Source organism: Geodermatophilus siccatus, from assembly GCF_900103785.1.
Taxonomy (GTDB): Bacteria; Actinomycetota; Actinomycetes; order Mycobacteriales; family Geodermatophilaceae; genus Geodermatophilus; species Geodermatophilus siccatus.
Map to the genome: position 1 here is coordinate 17,569 of NZ_FNHE01000003.1, position 17,480 is coordinate 35,048.

Genomic DNA, 17,480 nt, shown 5'->3' on the forward strand with positions numbered 1-17,480 from the left:
CCCGCCCCTGGCGATCCGACCCAGCGGCCGGCACCCGCAGTGGGCGGTGCGGCTACGCCGACGTCACGGCCGACCGGTGGGGTCGTCGTCCGACTTGGCGGGCGGGACCAGCGGGTCCGGCACGGGAGTGCCCGTCCCGACGGGGCCGCCCGTGCCGGACACCGGGGGCGGCGTCACGACGACGTCGACCTCCTCGACGACGAGCGCCTCGACGTCGACCGTGTCGGCGCTGGTGTCCTGGCGAGCGGACCCGCGCCCGGACAGCTTGTCGATGCTGCCCTGCAGGGGAGCCGGCGCGGCGGCCCTGACCTGGTCCACGGCCTGCTGGACCTCCGGCCGTTCCATGACGCCGGCCGCGGCCTGCCTGATCTGCTCGTACCGGGCCCGCCCGGCGCGCGCGCCGAGCACGTACCCGACACCGAAGCCCAGCCCCAACGACAACCTGCCCATGACTCTCCTCCAGCCCTTCTCCAGTCGTTCTGCGGTCTCGGCGATCGCCTCGGGTGCCGCCTCGGCCGCCGCGCCCACGGTGAGCACGGCGTGCAGGACGGTCGTCCCGGCACGGCCGATGCCGGCGGTCACCCGCGGCACGGCTGCCGCGACCGCCAGGGTGGCTGCATCGGTCGCCCGCAGGGCCGAGTCCGTCCGGGCGCGGGCGGCCTGCCAGGCCGCCTGTCCCGTCGCTGTGAGCAGCGGCGTGAGCCGGGTCGCCGCCGCGTCGGTGTAGGTCCTGGCCGCCGTCGACGCCTCGCGGGCGCGCTGGGCGGCGTCGACGGCCGCACGGCCGACCACCTGAGCACCCGCGGCGGCGCCGTGCTGCGCCAGGCGGCTCGAGGCCTCCAGTGCCGGTCCGGCGGCCGCCGCGACCTGCACGGCCCGGGCGCGGACGGCGGACGTTCCGGCGAGGGCCCGCTGCGCGGCCGACCTCGGCGGGGGAGGGCGGCGGCGCAGCAGGCGCACCGACCCGAGGGACGAGCCCCGGCGCAGGCGTGCCGCCGCGACGACGGCTGCTGCCAGGCCCGCGAGCAGGGCCACGGCGGCCGCCACCCCGCGACCGCGCCGCGCGTCGCCGCTCGCGGCCAGCTGACCGACGGCCGCGGTCGGTGCGGACCCGGTCGGCGGAGGCTCGATCGGCGCGGCCTCGGTCGGCTCCGGCGCGGCCGGCTCGGACACGCCGGCATCGGCCCCGGTCGGCGCGGCCCCGGTCGGCGCGGCCCCGGTCGGTTCGGGCTCGGCGGCCGGCAGCAGGCTGTCCGAGGTGGCCGTCGAGTACTCGATCCCGTAGTGGCGGTAGAGCTCCGCCTCCTGGTCCTGGGACAGCTCACGCGCGGGACCGAAGCGTGGCGCGCGGTCGGCGTCGGCCCGGGTGACCGTGACCTGCACCCGGCCACCGCTGTCGGTCGCGTCCAGGAGCGGGACCACGACCGTTCCCTCGTCGCGTTCGGCGTACATCCACTCCGGCAGCCCGGTGGCCTCGTCGGCCAGCAGGGCGGCGCAGACCCCGATCTCGGCGCCGTCGCGGTCGAGCACCGTGCGGCCGATCCAGTCCCTCGCCGCGTCCCGATCCGGCAGTGTCATGGTTGCGTCCTGTCGTCAGCGACCAGGCCGCCACGTCGACGGCCGTCGCCCGCAGCTACCCAGCAGGTGGCGCGGCAATCCGCCCTCGTCGGTCGGACAGGGCCGACACGGCTCGACGGTGTGCGCGGATGTGCAGCCCACGGGCCCGGGAACTGAGCACCCGCGCACACCGGTGCCGCGGGGTCGGCGAGACGGGCCGGGTGGTCCTCCTCCGACCCTGCGTCCGCCGACGAGACGCCCCCGCGGGGACGTGGACCGGCTCAGGCGGCCAGCGGGTGGTGGTGGCAGCGGCCGCCGACGGTTGCACGGGCGGCGCACGGCGCACCGGCCCTGGTGCGGCCGCCGCTCTCACCGCAGCGGGCCGGAGCCACGACGGCCGGCGCCGGCTGCTCGACCACGGGGCGGGGGAAGGGCAGGACGACGGCGTCCTGCTCCTCGACCGGGGCGGCCGGGAGGGCAGTGGGGGTCGGGGTCGGGCGGGCGGCCCGGCGGTGCAGGACCGTGGCGGCGGTCGAACCGGCGAGGAAGGCGGCGAGGGCGGTGGCGACGTGGCTGGCGCGCATGCCCGCCTCATCGGCGGACGACGTGCCGGCGCGAACCCGCACGTCACAGCTGCCTCGCCCGTCGCAGCACGCCCAGCGGTGACGTGCATCACCTGTCGCACCCCGGGGTAGCGGGGGTGTTCCGTTGCCCGCGACGAGGGAGGACCAGCCATGACGACCAAGGTCGAGAGGTCGATCCAGGTCGACGTACCGGTGAACCAGGCCTACAACCAGTGGACCCAGTTCGAGGACTTCCCGCACTTCATGGGCGGGGTCAAGGAGGTCCGCCAGCTCGACGACCGGCGCCTGCACTGGGTCGCCGAGATCGCCGGCGTCCGTCGGGAGTGGGACGCCTCGGTCCTCGAGCAGGAACCGGACCGCAAGGTCGCCTGGGCCGCGACCAGCGGGGCCACCAACGCCGGGGCGGTCCGCTTCGAGGCCGCCGGCCCGAGCTCGACGATCGTGTACCTGACCCTGGAGTACGAGCCCGAGGGTGTCGTGGAGCAGGTCGGCGACAAGCTCGGCATCGTCGAGCGGCAGGTCAACTCCGACCTCGAGAGGTTCAAGAGGCTGATCGAGGACGAGGGCTACGCCACCGGTGCCTGGCGCGGCTCGATCAACGAGGACCTCGACGTCGGCACGCCCGGGGTCGGGGACGCCGTCGGCTCGCACGGTGACAGCGGCAAGGCCGGGGTGTCGGGGAAGGCCGTCGCCGCCGGTGTCGCGGCCGTGGCCGGCGTCGCCGCGGCAGGTGCCGCCGTGGCCGCGTCGCAGGGGAGGGAGCAGGAGCAGCAGCCGGAGGCGGGCGTGCGCCAGCCCCAGGAGGTCACCGTCGTCGAGCAGCCGCCCCCGGACGTGGTGCGGGACGACGCGCTGACCACGGAGTCGGACCCGGCGGGCTACACCGCGCCGTCCTCCACCGAGGGCGTCGAGAAGGGTGTCCGGGACGGCGGCGACGACCCCATGATCGGTGGCGGCAGCCGCACCTGACCCGCAGCGGCCGGTGGAGGCGGGCGCAGCACCGCCTCCACCGACCGGCACGCTGAGCGGGCCGGACCGCGGAGTCGGTCGCGCACCGGACCGGGGGGCTGGCAGGCTCGCTGCGTGATGCGCGTCGGCGTGGTGCTGGGCGGTGGCGGCGTCGTGGGCCAGGCGTACCACTCGGGCGTGCTGGCGGTGCTCGAGCACGACTTCGGCTTGGACGCCCGCACGGTCGACGTGATCGTCGGGACGTCGGCCGGCTCCATCACCGGCACGCTGCTGCGGCTGGGCGTCTCGGCCGAGGACCTCGCCGCCTGGACGGTGAAGGCCCCGCTGTCGGACGAGGACGAGGTCCTGCGTCACGTGGCCGGCACCCCCGTCCCCGACCTCGCGCCCTTCAACCCGCTGCACGTCCTGCGCCGGCCCCTGCGGCTGCCGGGGCGGCACATGGTGCAGCGGGCGCTGACCCGGCCGTGGCGGTTCCGGCCGTTGGCGGCCGGCATGGCCCTCATCGCGCCCGGACGGCACGACATCGCCGAACAACTGGCCGCCCTCCGCGAGCTGGAGGGGCCGGGGTGGCCGGACCCCGACCTGTGGATCTGCGCCGTCCGCCGGCGCGACGGGCGCCGGGTCGTGTTCGGTCGCCCGGGTACGCCCGAGGTGCCGGTCCACCTGGCCGTCGCGGCGTCCTGTGCCGTGCCCGGGTACTTCGCCCCGGTCGAGATCGGCGGTCACCAGTACGTCGACGGCGGGGTGCACTCGCCCACCAACGCCGCGGTCCTCCGCGGTCGGGGGCTGGACCTCGTCATCGTCATCTCGCCGATGAGCGGCCCCGCGGGTTGGCTCCCCGACGTCTACGCGGCCTCGCGTCGGCACGCCGCCCGCCTGCTGAAGCACGAGGTCAGGGCACTGCAGCGGGCGGGGACCCGGACGGTCGTCTTCGCGCCGGGTGAGGACGAGCAGCGCGCCATGGGCAACGACATGATGTCGCGGCACGACCTCAACGGGGTCATCCAGCTGTCCTTCCTCGCCGCCGGCGCGTACGCCGCCCGGCCGGAGGTCGCCGACCTCCTCAGGGCGGCAGCCGACCCCCGGGGCCGCTGACGACGCCGACCGGGCGTCGAGACCGACCGGGCGAGCGCCCGCGGCCCGCTCGGGCGAGCCCGGGGAGCCGGCGGGTCAGCTGGTGAGCCGGACGAGCACCTGCTCGTGCAGGGAGTCGTAGGCCAGGTGCTCGAAGCCGTGACCGGTCCGCTCGATGAACTCCGTGAACGCCTCGTGCTCGTGCTGCTCCCAGCCGGGGAAGTGGGAGTACTCGTCGAAGAGCAGCACCGAGCCCGCGACGAAGCGGTCCTCCGCCTCACGGAAGATGGTCACCGTCGAGCTGCAGAGATCCGCGTCGATGTGCGCGAAGGCGATCGGCCCGGGGTGCGCGGCGAAGGAGCCGGGCAGGGTGTCCTCGAACCAGCCGACGTGCAGGGTGGCTCCGGGAACCGTGGGCGCCACCTGGGCGAAGGCGCCCTTCGTGAAACCGGTCCGCCAGTCCTCGGGCAGGCCCTCGAAGGAGTCGAAGCCGTGGGCGGGCGACCGCTTCGCCGCGATGCGGCTCAGGGTGTCGCCCGTGGCGACCCCGAACTCCAGGACCAGGCCCTCCGCCGGGGCCAGGTCGACCGCGGCCTCGAGGAGCTCGATCTTCGCGTCGTAGGCGGAGGCGCCGGTGAACGAGCGGGCGCGCGGCATGTGCTGCTCGACGAAGGCCGCGGTGCTGCGCAGCGCTGCCCGCTGCCGCTCGTCATCGATGTCCTGCAAGGACCGTCCGTAGAGCCCGGCCACCTGCTGGCCGAACAGCTGGATCAGCTGGTCCACCGTCAACTCCATGCCCGGACCGCATGCGGAACGGCGTCGGTCACCCGGGACGCGGGGATCGGTCCCGGCCCGCGTGAGGCGAACGGGGCAGGACTGGCGGGAGTGCCCGGCCGGTGGGGCCCGGAACCGCGGACCGACGCCGCGCTCGGCTCGTGCGTCACCCGGCCGCTGCGGTGGTGACCGCCCGGCGAGTGGGGCACCGTGCTCCCGGACCCCGACGAACAGGAGCACCTCGTGGAGTACCGCACGCTCGGCCGCAGCGGCTGCGCGGTCTCGGCCCTCGCCCTGGGCACGATGACCTTCGGCGCCGAGACCGACGAGGCGGGTGCGCACGAGCAGCTCGACCTCTTCGTCGAGGCAGGCGGCACGCTGGTCGACCTCGCCGACGTCTACTCCGCCGGCGCGGCCGAGGAGATCACCGGGCGCTGGCTGGCCTCCCGCCCGGGCGACGTGCGCGACCGCGTCGTCCTCGCCACGAAGGGCCGCTTCCCGATGGGCGAGGACCCCAACGCCCTCGGCACCTCCCGCCGCCACCTGCGGCGCGCCCTCGACGACTCCCTGCGCCGGCTCGGCGTCGACCACGTCGACCTCTACCAGCTGCACGCCTGGGACCCGCTGACCCCGCTCGAGGAGACGCTGCGCTTCCTCGACGACGCCGTCTCCGCGGGCAAGATCGGCTACCCGGGCCTGTCGAACTTCACCGCCTGGCAGGTGCAGAAGGCCGTCGACCTCGCCGAGCACCAGCACCTCGCCGTCCCGGTCACCCTGCAGCCGAGCTACAGCCTGCTCGTCCGGGACATCGAGTTCGAGATCGTCCCCGCGTGCCTGCACAACGGCCTGGGCATGCTGCCGTGGGGTCCGCTCGGCGGCGGCTGGCTGTCGGGCAAGTACACCCGCGACCAGCGCCCCGAGGGGGCGACCCGGCTGGGGGAGGACCCCGGCCGCGGCATGGAGGCCTACGACCGGGTCGGCTCCCGGCAGCGCACCTGGGACGTGCTGGAGGTCGTCCAGGACGTCGCCGAGGCCCGCGGCGCCTCGATGCCGCAGGTCGCGCTCGCCTGGCTGGTCGACCGGCCCGCCGTCACCTCGGTCATCCTGGGTGCCCGCACCGCCGAGCAGCTGCGCGACGACCTGGGCGTCGTCGACGTGACGCTGGCGCCCGAGGACGTCGCCCGGCTGGACGCCGTCAGCGACCCCGGCCGCGCCGACTACCCGTACGGGGACGTCGGCGCCGAGCAGCGCAGCCGCACGCCCGCCGGCTCCTGACCCGCGCGCAGCGGCTCGGTCCCCGGACCCGGAGCCCGTACCGGGGACCACCCGGACCACCGGAACCCGGGAGCGATCCGGGCTTTCCCGGGTTCCGGCGCCGTCCTGGCGGGGCCAGGCTCGTGCCATGACCACTCCCTCCCCGCTCCCCGCGCCCACCCGACCCGAACTGCGCCGCAGCGGCACCGACCGGCTGCTCGGCGGCGTCTGCGGCGGCCTCGCCGAGTACAGCGGCATCGACGCCGTCCTCTGGCGGGTCGGCATGGTGGGCCTCACCGTGGCCGGGGGCGCCGGCGTCGTCGTCTACCTGCTGCTGTGGGTGCTGGTGCCGTCGGCTCCGCTGCCCCCCGATCGCCGTCCCTCGGTGCTCGACGGGCTCGTCGAGCGGCTGCACACGGCCCTCGTCGGCACCCGGTCCGGCCCCGCGCCGACCGACCACGCGTGAGGCCCCGCACCGTCGACCAGCGCAGACGGCCTGCGATGGGACACGATGACGCCCGACCACCGACCTCAGACCCGTACGGGAGACCCGACGTGACCGTTCCGCCCGGACCGCAGCAGCCGCCCGCCCCGATGGTCGTGCCGGCCTTCTTCGTGCGGCAGCGGATCACGCTGATGGTCAACCGCTACGAGGTCGTCGGGATGAACCCCGACGGCTCCGAGGGGCCGCTGCTCGCGTTCGCGGAGCAGAAGCGCATGAAGCTCAAGGAGGAGGTCGTCTTCTACGCCGACACCGCCAAGAGCCGCGCGGTCTTCCGGTTCAAGGCGCGGCAGCGGCTCGACGTCGCCGCCGAGCACGACGTCTTCGACGAGTACGGCAACGTCATCGGGTACTTCCGCAAGGAGTTCGGCGCCAGCCTGCTGCGTTCGACCTGGGCCCTGTCGACCCCGACGGTCAACGCCGTCGGGCGGGAGCGCCGGCAGTCGATCGCCATCCTGCGCCGGGTCTGGGACTTCATCCCCTACCTCGGGGACGTCTGGGTGCCGTTCGTCTTCCACTTCGACTTCGTCGACACCGCGACCGGCGCCCCGGTGATGAGCAGCGAGCGGCAGAAGGCCATCCGGGACCGCTACACCGTCAGCGTGCCCGATCCGCGGCTGGACTTCCGCGTCGCGGCGTCCATGGCCGTCGCGCTCGACGCGCTGCAGAGCCGCTAGTCCAGCGCGCCCCTGTAGATGACCTCCTCGGCCACCAGGCGCAGCTTCACGTTGCGCTGGTTGCTCACCTGACGCAGGCAGTCGAACGCGGCGTCGTCGGTGAGCTGCCGCGTGACCATGAGGATGCCGATGGCCATGCCGATGCGGCGGTTGCTCTCCAGTGCCGCCTGCAGGTTCTCCGACTGCCGGCTGGCGGTGTCCAGGTTGCGCTGCAGCCGGTCGACCTCGGAGGCGAGGGAGCGCATCGCGTCGGCGTGCCGGGTCGCCGTGTCCCGCGGCTCAGCTGCTCCGGACCCCCGCTGCCCCGGCCTGGGTGTGCCGGTCGTCATCGATCCCCCGATGCCAGTCGTCGTCGCTCGTCGGCCTGGTGCCTGGTGCCTGGTGCCGGGTGTTCGACGCCTGACTGGACTGCCGGGGAGCATAGCCAGCCGGTCGCGCCGCAGCAGGGAGCCCCGGCACTCGTGCTCGGGGAGCTGCGGGCGCCCGCGACCGCGCCTGGTCGAGCAGCGCCCGGGGGACGTCGCGCGGCGCGGTCACGCCGACCCGGACGCCGTCCCGCCGGGGCAGCAGCTCCTGCCAGCGGCCGGCCGTCCGCAGCCCGCGGTCCCCGTCGACGCGGGTGCAGGCGGTCGTCGGCTGGTCGCCCTCCGGCGTCCAGAGCGCCGTGGCCGTGCACGGGTCGGGGGCATCCCGGTGTCGCCCTGGCGGGACAGCCACAGCACCGGGCCGGAGGCGCCGTCGGCCGGCAGGCAGGGGGTCCACAGCAGGTCGGTGCCGGTGCGCTGCGGCGACCGGCCCGCGGGACGGCGACGACGGCCACGCTGCCGGCCCCACCAGCGCGGCGAGCACCCGGACCACGACCAGGCCAGGACGCCGTGCGGCAGGGCTCGGAGGAGGGGCGGGCGGGCCGCACGCGGGCAGTGCGGCAGCCCGGACGCCCTGTGACCGTTCCCCTCCGCTCGGTGAGGCAGGCCCGGTGCTCGCGGCCGAGGGCTGAAGCTCCGCCGCCGGGTGGCCGATGCTGTCCCCGTGGTCCAGGTCTTCCCGCGCGCCCGGCGCGGCCGCACCCGGCAGCCGGTCGACCGGCCGCTGCGGGTCGTCCGCGTCTGCGCGGCCGTCCTGGCGTCGGCCTACGTGCTCTCGCTGGCGGCGCACGCGCTCGGGGGTTCCGGCGTGCTGGGCGCCCTCGCCGTCGGTGGCAAGTGGGTGTTCCTCGTCGGCCTGACCGCACTCCTGGTGCTGCGCGGGGTCACCGTGCGGGAGGACCGCGGCGCCTGGCTGCTCTTCGCCGCCGCGGTCGGTTCCTACACGGTCGGCTCGCTCGGCTACGCCATCGCCGACGCCGCGCCCGGGCCGATCGTCCGCCCCGACTGGTTCGACCTCGCCTTCGTCGGCTTCCACCCGCTCGCCTGCGCCGCGCTGTTCCGGCTGCTCCGGGCACGGGCGCCGCGGCTGACGTCGAGCATGTGGCTCGACGCCGTCGTCACCGGGCTGACCGCCGCGGCCTTCGCGGCGGCGTTCGCGTTCGGCGCCTACCTCGACCTCGCGCTGCGCGGCGCCGTGCTCATCGCCGCCTACCCGGTCGCCGACCTGCTGCTGCTCGTGCTCATCGCCGGCGCCCTCGTCGTCATCGGCCGGGGGGCCGGCGCCGCCTGGTGGTGGCTCACCGCCGGGACGGCGCTGTTCGTGGTCACCGACACCCTCTACGCCTACCAGGTCGCGCACGGCACCTACGTCGTCGGCGGCCCGCTGGACGTGGGTTGGGGCCTGGCGTTCCTCTGCTACGGCCTGGCCGCCTGCCAGGCGCCCCGGCCGCGCACCTCCGCCCCACTGCGTGGCGTCCGCGCGCTCGTCGTCCCGGGGCTGTGCGCCATCGGCGCGCTGGTCCTGCTGCTGCGGGGCTACCTGCAGGACGGCGACCCGCTGGCCGGCGGGTTGGCCTTCGGCGCGGTGGTGGCCGCCCTCACCCGCACCGCGCTGACCTTCCGCGAGGTGCGGGCGCTGGCCGACAGCCGGCACCAGGCGCGCACCGACGAGCTCACCGGCCTGCCCAACCGCCGCCAGGTCTTCGAGACCCTCTCCGAGGCCGACGCGCGGATGGCGTCCGGAGGCGGCACCGCCGTCCTCGTGCTGGACCTCGACCGGTTCAAGGAGATCAACGACTCCCTCGGCCACGGCGTCGGCGACGCGCTGCTGCGCGAGGTCGGGCCGCGGCTGGCCGGACACCTGCGCTCCGGTGACCTGCTCGCACGCCTGGGCGGCGACGAGTTCGTCGTCCTCGCCGACGGGCTGGGGGAGGACGGCGCCCTGGCGCTGGCCCGGCGGCTCTGCGCCACGCTCGAGCGGCCGTTCCAGCTCGCCGGCATGGTGCTGAGCGTGGACGCCAGCGTGGGCATCGCCCTGGGCCCGCGGCACTCCCGGCAGGCCCAGGAGCTGCTGCAGATGGCCGACCTGGCCATGTACGCGGCCAAGGCCGGCCGCAGCGGTCCGGTCGTCTACGACGAGGAGCGCCACGGCTCGGGCCGGCACCGCCTCGAGGCCGTCGCCCAGCTGCGGCGAGCCGTCGACGAGGGCGAGCTGGTGCTGCACTACCAGCCGAAGCTGACCCTGCCGACCGGCCGGGTCGACGGCGTGGAGGCGCTGGTGCGCTGGCGGCACCCCGAGCGCGGGCTGCTGTTCCCCGACGCCTTCGTCGAGCTGGCCGAGTCCGCCGGGCTCATGGCGGCGCTCACCAGGCGGGTGCTGGACACCGCCCTGGCGCAGCGGCGGGCGTGGTCCGACCGCGGGCGAGAGCTGACCGTCGCCGTCAACGTCAGCCCCTCGAACCTGGTCGACGAGGGTTTCCCCGACGAGGTGGCCGGGTTGCTGGCGCGGCACGGCGTCCCCGCGACCGCACTGGTGCTCGAGGTGACCGAGAGCCTGCTCATGGAGGACCGGGAGCGCGCCGTCCGCGTCCTCGCCGGACTGCGCGAGGCCGGCGTCGGCATCGCCATCGACGACTACGGCACCGGCTGGTCCAGCCTCGCCTACCTGGCCACCCTCCCGGTGACCGAGCTGAAGCTCGACCGCGCCTTCGTCGGCGCGATGACCGGCAGCGACCGGTCGGCGTCGATCGTCACCTCGACGCTGCAGCTCGCGCACGCCCTCGGCCTGGTCTTCGTCGCCGAGGGTGCCGAGGACCAGGCGACCGTCGACGCGCTCGCCGCGCTGGGCTGCGACGTCGTCCAGGGGTACCACCTCAGCCGGGCGCTGCCGCCCGAGCAGCTGGAGGCGTGGCTCGAGGCTCGCAGCGCCGCCCCCGTCGGCTGACGCCGCACGCCGGGGCCTGTTGCGGAACGACCCCGCTTCCCTAGGGTCGCCGCGAGCGGAGCGGCCGGGGACGGGACCCGTCGGGCGCGGGCCGACCTGCCGGACGGGGGTGGCCGGTGCGCGCTGCGGCGGTCCGCGCGGCCGCGGTGTGCGGCGCGCTCGTCCTGCTCGCCGGCTGCACGTCCGCCGACGGGCCGACGGCGGCGCCCGAGCCCGGAGCCGGCTGCCCGGTGACCGAACGGGCCGCTCCCGACCCGGACCGGCCGGTCGTCGACCTCGACCTCCGCCTCGCCGACGACCGGCGCACGGTGACCGGCACCGAGACCGTCGTCCTCACCCCGGACCTCCCGGTGGAGGACCTGTGGTTCCGGCTGGTCCCGAACGCACCGCAGTCGGCCGGGCACCGGCTCACCGTCGAGGCGGTGCGCGGGGACCTGGTGGCCGGCGGTGGGTACGTCGACGCCGGCGCCGCCCCGGGGACGCCGGGCGGCCTCTACCGGGTGGACCTGCGCGAACCCGTGCCGGCGGGCCGCACCGTCACGGTGGAGCTGGACCTGCGGCTGCGGCTCACCGACGAGTGGACGCCGGCCGGCTTCGACCGTCTCGGTGCCGCGGACGACGTGACGTGGTGGGGGAGCGGGGTCCCGCTGCTGACGTGGGAGCCGGGGCACGGCTGGGGGAGGGACCCGATGGTCGAGGTCAGCGGTGAGACGACCGCCGCGCCCGCCGCCGACACCACGCTGCACATCTCGGCACCGGGCGACCTCGTCGTCCTCATGTCGGGGGACCAGGCGCCGCCGCGGGAGGAGCCGGGTGGCCGCCGGGTCTGGGAGTCGCACGACCCGGTCGCCCGCGACGTGGCCGTCGCGGTGGGCGAGTTCGACACCGCGACCGTCGACGTCGGCGGCACGAGGGTCACGGCCGGGGTGCTGGCCGGCGCCGACACCTCCGCCGAGGAGCTCGCCGAGGCCACCGCCGAGGCGGTCCGGGCGCTGGAGGGCCGGTTCGGCCCGTTCCCGTACCCGACCCTGGCCGTGCCGCTCGTCTCCGACGACGGCGGTGGCGAGGAGTACTCCTCGGCGATCCTCATGGGGGACGCCGACGAGGACCTCCTCGTCCACGAGGTGGCGCACATGTGGTTCTACGGCATGGTCGGCAACTCGCAGTTCCGCGACCCCTGGCTGGACGAGGCCTTCGCGACGTACGCCCAGGGACACGGGGACACCGACGACCTGGACCGGGCAGGTGCCGTCGGCGGCTCGATGGCCGACTTCGCGGACCAGGACGAGTACGAGGCGCTGGTGTACGGCAAGGGCGCCGCGGCGCTGGCGGCCGCCCGCGAGGCGGCCGGCGAGCAGGCGTTCGACGCGGCGGTGCGCTGCTACGTGGAGAGCCAGGCCTGGACGATCGCCCGGCCCGAGGACCTCGCCCGGGCGCTGCAGGGGCTCGAGCCCGCGCTCGACGTCCTGGTCGAGGCGGGTGCGCTGGGCCGGCAGGACGTCGAGGCCGCCGGCGACTGAGCACGCGGAGCGGGGGGCCGGAGGCCTCCCCGACGAGGGCTCTGGATGCTCAGCCCTCGTCGGGGACGGCACGTGGCCGCGGTGTCATCCGGAGGACGACGATGTCATCGGTCCGTCGTCAGCTCTTCGGCCGCGCCCCGGCGCGCAGCGCGCCGAGCAGGTCGTGGTTGAGCCGGGAGATGTTCTCCATCGAGATGCCCTTGGGGCAGGCCGCCGAGCACTCGCCGATGTTGGTGCAGCCGCCGAAGCCCTCGCGGTCCTGCTGGGCGACCATGTTGACCACCCGCTCGTTGCGCTCGGGCTGGCCCTGCGGCAGGAGGCCCAGGTGGCTGACCTTGGCCGCGGTGAACAGCATCGAGGAGGCGTTCGGGCAGGCCGCCACGCAGGCGCCGCAGCCGATGCACGTCGCCGCGTCGAAGGCCGCGTCGGAGTCCTTCTTGGGCACCAGGATCGAGTGGGCCTCCGGCGCGGTGCCGGTGGGGGCGCTGATGTAGCCGCCGGACTGGATGATCCGGTCCAGGGCGCTGCGGTCGACCGACAGGTCCTTGATCACCGGGAACGCCGTCGCGCGCCACGGCTCGATGTCGATCGTGTCGCCGTCCTTGAACTTGCGCATGTGCAGCTGGCAGGTGGTCGTGGGACCACCCGACGTGCCACGGCCGTGCGCCGTCCCGTTGATCATCAGGCCGCAGCTGCCGCAGATGCCCTCGCGGCAGTCGTGGTCGAAGACCACCGGGTCGTCGCCGGCGAGGATCAGCTTCTCGTTCAGGACGTCGAGCATCTCCAGGAACGACATGTCCGGGGAGATGTCCTCGACCTGGTAGGTCACCATGCGGCCCTTGTCGGCCGGGCCCCTCTGCCGCCAGATGCGCAGCGTCAGGGTCATGTTGTGAGGGGCCATGGCCGGGTCGGTCGCCGTGCCGGACGCGAAGGTCGCGCCCTCACGTGTCGCAGTCACTTGTAGCTCCGCTGGGCGAGGTGGACGTACTCGTACTCGAGGGCTTCGCGGTGCAGGACGGGGGGAGCGCCCTCCGGCGTCCACTCCCACGCGGCGACGTAGGCGAAGTTCTCGTCGTCGCGCAGCGCCTCGCCCTCGGGGGTCTGGCTCTCGGCCCGGAAGTGCCCGCCGCAGCTCTCGGCGCGGTGGAGGGCGTCGACGCACATCAGCTCGGCGAGCTCGATGAAGTCGGCGACGCGGCCGGCGTGCTCCAGGGTCGGGTTGATCGTGTTCTCGTCGCCGGAGACCTTGAGGTTGGTCCAGAACTCCTGGCGGATCTCGGGGATCCGGTCCAGGGCCTTGCGCAGGCTCTCCTCCGAGCGCTCCATGCCGCACAGGTCCCACATCAGGCGGCCGAGCTCGCGGTGGAACGAGGCCGGGGTGCGGTTGCCGTTGATCGACAGCAGCTTCTGCACCCGGCCCTGCACCTCCTGCAGGGCCTCGGCGACGGCCGGGTGGCTGTCGTCGACCTTCTCGAACGGGCCGTCGGCGAGGTAGTCGTTGATGGTGTTCGGCAGGACGAAGTAGCCGTCGGCCAGGCCCTGCATCAGCGCGCTGGCACCCAGGCGGTTCGCGCCGTGGTCGGAGAAGTTGGCCTCGCCGATCACGAACATGCCGGGGATGGTCGACTGCAGGTCGTAGTCGACCCACAGCCCGCCCATCGTGTAGTGGACCGCCGGGTAGATCCGCATCGGCGTCTCGTAGGGGTCCTCGCCCGTGATCTGGGCGTACATGTCGAAGAGGTTGCCGTACTTGGCCTCGATGGCCGGCCGGCCCAGCCGCTTCATCGCGTCGCCGAAGTCCAGGTAGACGCCCAGCCCACCCGGGCCCACCCCGCGGCCCTCGTCGCAGACGTTCTTGGCCTGGCGCGAGGCGATGTCGCGGGGCACCAGGTTGCCGAACGCGGGGTAGATCCGCTCGAGGTAGTAGTCGCGCTCGCCCTCGGGGATGTCCCGCGGGTCACGGGTGTCGCCGCGCTCCTTGGGCACCCACACGCGGCCGTCGTTGCGCAGCGACTCGCTCATCAGCGTGAGCTTGGACTGGTAGTCACCCTTGACCGGGATGCAGGTCGGGTGGATCTGCGTGTAGCAGGGGTTGGCGAAGTACGCGCCCCGCTTGTGCGCCCGCCAGATCGCCGTGGCGTTGGAGCCCTTGGCGTTCGTGGACAGGTAGAAGACGTTGCTGTACCCGCCGGTGGCCAGGACGACGGCGTCGGCGAAGTGGGTGCTGACCTCGCCGGTGATGAGGTTGCGCGCCACGATGCCGCGGGCCCGGCCGTCGATGACGATCAGGTCGAGCATCTCGTGCCGCGCGAACTGCTCGACGGTGCCGGCCGCCATCTGCCGCTCGAGCGCCTGGTAGGCGCCGTAGAGCAGCTGCTGGCCCGTCTGGCCGCGGGCGTAGAAGGTGCGCGACACCTGCGCGCCACCGAAGGAGCGGTTGTCGAGCAGGCCGCCGTACTCGCGGGCGAAGGGCACGCCCTGGGCGACGCACTGGTCGATGATGTTGACGCTGACCTCGGCCAGGCGGTGGACGTTGTTCTCGCGGGAGCGGAAGTCGCCGCCCTTGACCGTGTCGTAGAACAGCCGGTGCACGCTGTCGCCGTCGTTGCGGTAGTTCTTCGCGGCGTTGATGCCGCCCTGCGCGGCGACGCTGTGCGCCCGCCGCGGGCTGTCGTGGAACCAGAAGTTCTTGACCTTGTAGCCGGCCTCGCCGAGCGTCGCGGCGGCCGAGCCGCCGGCCAGGCCGGTGCCGACGACGATGACGGTCAGCTTGCGGCGGTTGGCCGGGTTGACCAGACGGGCGCGGAACCGGCGGGTGCTCCACCGCTCGCCGATCGGCACGTCCATCGGCGCCTTGGTGTCGGCGATCGGGTCGCCGACGGTGAAGAGGTCGAGAGGCATCGCGTTGAGCTCCTTAGCCGACGAGCCCGAAGAGGACGCTGAAGGGGACGAGCAGGAACCCGCCGATCAGCACCACGGAGAAGACCAGGGCGAAGAGGTTGACCGTCCTCTCCCGGCGCTTGTTGCTCTGCCCGAGGGTCTGCGTGGCACTCCAGATGCCGTGCCGCAGGTGCATGCCGAGCAGGATCAGGGCGATCACGTAGACCGCGGTGATGAGCGGGTTCGAGAACCCGGCGACCAGGCGGTCGTAGGGCGTGGTGCCCGGGCCCTCGGGGTTGGCGACGCCCATCGTGAGGTCGAGGATGTGGTAGACGACGAACAGGCCGACGATCACGCCGCCCCAGCGCATGGTCCGCGAGGCGTAGCTCTGGGCCACCGCCTTCTTGGTGACGTAGCCGTTCGGCCGGGCCCGCTTGGCCTGCCGCCACAGCGCGATCGCCGCCCAGATGTGGGCGATCACGGCGGCCAGCAGCACGATGCGGATGATCGTGAGGGTCGTCTGCGCGGGCACGGCCGGCTCGCCGATCGTGCGGATCCAGTGGGAGTAGCCGTTGAACGACTCCCGGCCCGCGAAGACCTTGAGGTTCCCGATCATGTGCGCGATCAGGTACAGCACCAGGATGATGCCGCTGACCGCCATCACGACCTTCTTGAAGACCGAGCTCGTCTTCGCGGCCTTGGGCGCTCTGCGCTGGCCGGGTTGCGTCACCGTCACCACAGCCACCGAAGGTATGCCTCTACCAGGTCCACGACCACGTGAACACGTGGTGACACAGCTCTCGTAAGGGTGCCCTTACCGGATCGGGCGGTTAAGGTGCGCGGTCGCGTGCGCCGCCCGACACCGGCTGCGGGGTTGGCGGGCGTCCGCACGGGGGAGGGACAGGACATGGCTGGACCCACGCGAGGATTCCTCGGCCGCCGCCGGGAGCGCGACCCCCGGCTGCCGCCGGGACAGTACGACGCCGGTCGCGACTGGCCGGTGCTGACCGCCGAGCCGACGCCGCGCATCTCGCCCGAGACCTGGAGCATCACCGTCGACGGCCGGGTGGAGAACCCGACGACGTGGACCTGGGACGAGGCCCACCGGCTGCCGCGTTCGGAGTACCGCGGCGACATCCACTGCGTCACCACGTGGTCGAAGTTCGACACCTGGTTCGCCGGCGTCAGCGTCGACACCCTGTTCGAGGTCGCCCGCCCGACCGCCGACGCGCACTTCGTCGTCGCCACGTCCAAGACCGGCTACACCACCAACCTGCCGCTCGAGGACGTCACCGGCGGCCGGGCCTGGGTGGTGTGGGAGTACGACGGCGGCCCGCTGCCGGTCGAGCACGGCGGCCCGGTGCGGCTGCTGGTCCCGCACCTGTACTTCTGGAAGAGCGCCAAGTGGGTCACCCGGCTGACGCTGCTGCAACGCGACCAGCCCGGCTTCTGGGAGCAGAACGGCTACCACGACCGCGGCGACCCCTGGCGCGAGCAGCGCTACCAGGGCGACTGATGGAGGACCCCCGGGAGGACCTCGCTGCCCTCCAACCGCTCGCGAGCTCGCGGCGGGACCCTGCACCGAGGCCGTCGGACCCCTCGGAGGAGGACCCCGTCCCCCCACCCCTCGCACGCTCGGGGCGGTACCCGGACGGGGCCGGGTCCCGGGACGGGGCCGCACGAGGGTGGCGGTGGGCGACGGTCACCGGCGTGCGGCGGCCGGTGCCGAGGGCCGTGGAGCTGCGGCTCGACGTCCCCGACCGGGTGCAGCACCTGGCCGGCCAGCACTACGTCGTCCGGCTGACCGCCGAGGACGGCTACACGGCGCAGCGGTCCTACTCGGTCGCCTCCGCGCCGGGCGAGCCCCAGGTGGAGCTGTTCGTCGAGCGCCTGGACGACGGGGAGGTCTCCACCCACCTGGCCGACGTCGTGGAGCCCGGCGACCGGCTGGAGGTGCGCGGCCCGATCGGCGGCTGGTTCGTGTGGGACGGCGAACGGCCGGCGCTGCTGGTCGGTGGCGGCACCGGCGTCGTCCCGCTGGTGGCCATGCTGCGGACCGCCCGCGAGCTCGGCCGCACCGACCTGCTGCGCATCGCCGTCTCCACGCGCACGCTCGCCGAGCTCCCCTACGCCGACGAGCTGCTCGAGGCCGGCGCGCTCGTCGTCACCACCCGGGAGCCGCGCGGCGTGCGCCCGGCCGGGCGGCTGACCGCCGCCGACCTCGTGCCGCTGTGGCAACCGGGCCGGACGGGGTACGTGTGCGGGTCGGCCGGGTTCGCCGAGGCGGCCAGCCAGCTGCTCGTCGACCTCGGCGTCCCCGCCACCGACATCCGGGTGGAGCGGTTCGGCGCGAGCGGGTGAACCTGCTCCTCCGGGGGCG

General features: G+C 74.4%; 16 protein-coding genes. 9 read left to right on the forward strand and 7 right to left on the reverse strand.

The annotated features are described in order from the left end of the window. Window positions 1-63 precede the first annotated feature (63 nt). Entirely contained in the window at window positions 64-1,578 is a 1,515-nt protein-coding gene (locus tag BLS21_RS05970; protein ID WP_091215189.1) for a hypothetical protein, read from the reverse strand. A gap of 260 nt (window positions 1,579-1,838) precedes the next feature. Next, window positions 1,839-2,141: a hypothetical protein gene (locus tag BLS21_RS05975; RefSeq protein ID WP_091215192.1), complete on the reverse strand. Its 303-nt coding sequence runs from the start codon at window positions 2,139-2,141 to the stop codon at window positions 1,839-1,841. Between the two features lie 150 nt (window positions 2,142-2,291). On the opposite strand from BLS21_RS05975, the gene BLS21_RS05980 reads away from it, so the two are divergent. Then, window positions 2,292-3,110: an SRPBCC family protein gene (locus tag BLS21_RS05980; RefSeq protein WP_091215193.1), complete on the forward strand. Its 819-nt coding sequence runs from the start codon at window positions 2,292-2,294 to the stop codon at window positions 3,108-3,110. A gap of 117 nt (window positions 3,111-3,227) precedes the next feature. Further along, a complete protein-coding gene (locus tag BLS21_RS05985) occupies window positions 3,228-4,205 on the forward strand; it encodes a patatin-like phospholipase family protein (RefSeq protein ID WP_091215196.1) in 978 nt (325 codons plus the stop codon). Between the two features lie 75 nt (window positions 4,206-4,280). On the opposite strand, the gene BLS21_RS05990 is transcribed toward BLS21_RS05985, so the two are convergent. Beyond that, window positions 4,281-4,979 (reverse strand): class I SAM-dependent methyltransferase, encoded by a 699-nt coding sequence (locus tag BLS21_RS05990; protein ID WP_139177031.1) that lies wholly within the window; start codon window positions 4,977-4,979, stop codon window positions 4,281-4,283. Window positions 4,980-5,201: 222 nt separating this feature from the next. On the opposite strand from BLS21_RS05990, the gene BLS21_RS05995 reads away from it, so the two are divergent. The 3 genes from BLS21_RS05995 (at window position 5,202) to BLS21_RS06005 (ending at window position 7,391) form a co-directional block, all read left to right on the forward strand. Then, complete coding sequence (locus BLS21_RS05995) at window positions 5,202-6,233, forward strand: aldo/keto reductase (RefSeq protein WP_091215201.1); 1,032 nt, start codon at window positions 5,202-5,204, stop codon at window positions 6,231-6,233. A gap of 127 nt (window positions 6,234-6,360) precedes the next feature. After that, on the forward strand, window positions 6,361-6,678 hold the full coding sequence (locus BLS21_RS06000) for a PspC domain-containing protein (protein ID WP_091215204.1): 318 nt from the start codon (window positions 6,361-6,363) through the stop codon (window positions 6,676-6,678). Window positions 6,679-6,767: 89 nt separating this feature from the next. Next, the gene (locus BLS21_RS06005; protein ID WP_091215206.1) at window positions 6,768-7,391 is read left to right on the forward strand and encodes an LURP-one-related family protein; all 624 of its coding nucleotides are present in this window, start codon (window positions 6,768-6,770) and stop codon (window positions 7,389-7,391) included. Here BLS21_RS06005 and BLS21_RS25025 read toward each other — a convergent pair. Beyond that, window positions 7,388-7,636, reverse strand: coding sequence for an ANTAR domain-containing protein (locus tag BLS21_RS25025; protein WP_175479448.1), 249 nt, complete (start codon window positions 7,634-7,636; stop codon window positions 7,388-7,390). The genes BLS21_RS06005 and BLS21_RS25025 overlap by 4 nt on opposite strands. Before the next feature lie 784 nt (window positions 7,637-8,420). Between BLS21_RS25025 and BLS21_RS06015 the strand changes: the two genes are divergently transcribed. Both BLS21_RS06015 and BLS21_RS06020 read left to right on the forward strand, forming a co-directional pair. Further along, the gene (locus BLS21_RS06015; protein WP_091215211.1) at window positions 8,421-10,700 is read left to right on the forward strand and encodes a putative bifunctional diguanylate cyclase/phosphodiesterase; all 2,280 of its coding nucleotides are present in this window, start codon (window positions 8,421-8,423) and stop codon (window positions 10,698-10,700) included. A gap of 116 nt (window positions 10,701-10,816) precedes the next feature. Then, window positions 10,817-12,220: a gluzincin family metallopeptidase gene (locus BLS21_RS06020; RefSeq protein WP_091215214.1), complete on the forward strand. Its 1,404-nt coding sequence runs from the start codon at window positions 10,817-10,819 to the stop codon at window positions 12,218-12,220. Window positions 12,221-12,338: 118 nt separating this feature from the next. On the opposite strand, the gene BLS21_RS06025 is transcribed toward BLS21_RS06020, so the two are convergent. From BLS21_RS06025 to BLS21_RS06035, 3 genes are read right to left on the reverse strand one after another with little or no spacing between them, the layout of a single operon-like run. Beyond that, a complete protein-coding gene (locus tag BLS21_RS06025; RefSeq protein WP_245700097.1) occupies window positions 12,339-13,178 on the reverse strand; it encodes a succinate dehydrogenase/fumarate reductase iron-sulfur subunit in 840 nt (279 codons plus the stop codon). Then, window positions 13,175-15,121 carry a fumarate reductase/succinate dehydrogenase flavoprotein subunit gene (locus BLS21_RS06030; RefSeq protein WP_091215217.1) on the reverse strand — a complete coding sequence of 649 codons (1,947 nt, stop codon included), beginning with the start codon at window positions 15,119-15,121 and terminating at the stop codon, window positions 13,175-13,177. Before BLS21_RS06030 ends, BLS21_RS06025 begins: the two co-directional genes overlap by 4 nt. A 13-nt stretch (window positions 15,122-15,134) precedes the next feature. Next, complete coding sequence (locus BLS21_RS06035; protein WP_245700098.1) at window positions 15,135-15,836, reverse strand: succinate dehydrogenase cytochrome b subunit; 702 nt, start codon at window positions 15,834-15,836, stop codon at window positions 15,135-15,137. A 171-nt stretch (window positions 15,837-16,007) separates the two neighbouring features. Between BLS21_RS06035 and BLS21_RS06040 the strand changes: the two genes are divergently transcribed. After that, window positions 16,008-16,616: a sulfite oxidase-like oxidoreductase gene (locus BLS21_RS06040; RefSeq protein WP_091215219.1), complete on the forward strand. Its 609-nt coding sequence runs from the start codon at window positions 16,008-16,010 to the stop codon at window positions 16,614-16,616. Window positions 16,617-16,810: 194 nt separating this feature from the next. Further along, window positions 16,811-17,461, forward strand: a complete 651-nt coding sequence (locus BLS21_RS06045) for an FAD-binding oxidoreductase (protein ID WP_245700100.1) — start codon at window positions 16,811-16,813, stop codon at window positions 17,459-17,461. The last annotated feature ends 19 nt before the right edge of the window (window positions 17,462-17,480 follow it).

Excerpts from the sequence above, each read along its gene's own strand:
- BLS21_RS05970 (WP_091215189.1), bottom strand. The coding sequence starts at position 1,578 with ATGACACTGCCGGATCGGGACGCGGCGAGGGACTGGATCGGCCGCACG.
- BLS21_RS05990 (WP_139177031.1), bottom strand. The coding sequence starts at position 4,979 with ATGGAGTTGACGGTGGACCAGCTGATCCAGCTGTTCGGCCAGCAGGTG.
- BLS21_RS06000 (WP_091215204.1), top strand. The coding sequence starts at position 6,361 with ATGACCACTCCCTCCCCGCTCCCCGCGCCCACCCGACCCGAACTGCGC.
- BLS21_RS05980 (WP_091215193.1), top strand. The coding sequence starts at position 2,292 with ATGACGACCAAGGTCGAGAGGTCGATCCAGGTCGACGTACCGGTGAAC.
- BLS21_RS06040 (WP_091215219.1), top strand. The coding sequence starts at position 16,008 with ATGGCTGGACCCACGCGAGGATTCCTCGGCCGCCGCCGGGAGCGCGAC.
- BLS21_RS25025 (WP_175479448.1), bottom strand. The coding sequence starts at position 7,636 with ATGCGCTCCCTCGCCTCCGAGGTCGACCGGCTGCAGCGCAACCTGGAC.
- BLS21_RS05975 (WP_091215192.1), bottom strand. The coding sequence starts at position 2,141 with ATGCGCGCCAGCCACGTCGCCACCGCCCTCGCCGCCTTCCTCGCCGGT.
- BLS21_RS06030 (WP_091215217.1), bottom strand. The coding sequence starts at position 15,121 with ATGCCTCTCGACCTCTTCACCGTCGGCGACCCGATCGCCGACACCAAG.
- BLS21_RS05985 (WP_091215196.1), top strand. The coding sequence starts at position 3,228 with ATGCGCGTCGGCGTGGTGCTGGGCGGTGGCGGCGTCGTGGGCCAGGCG.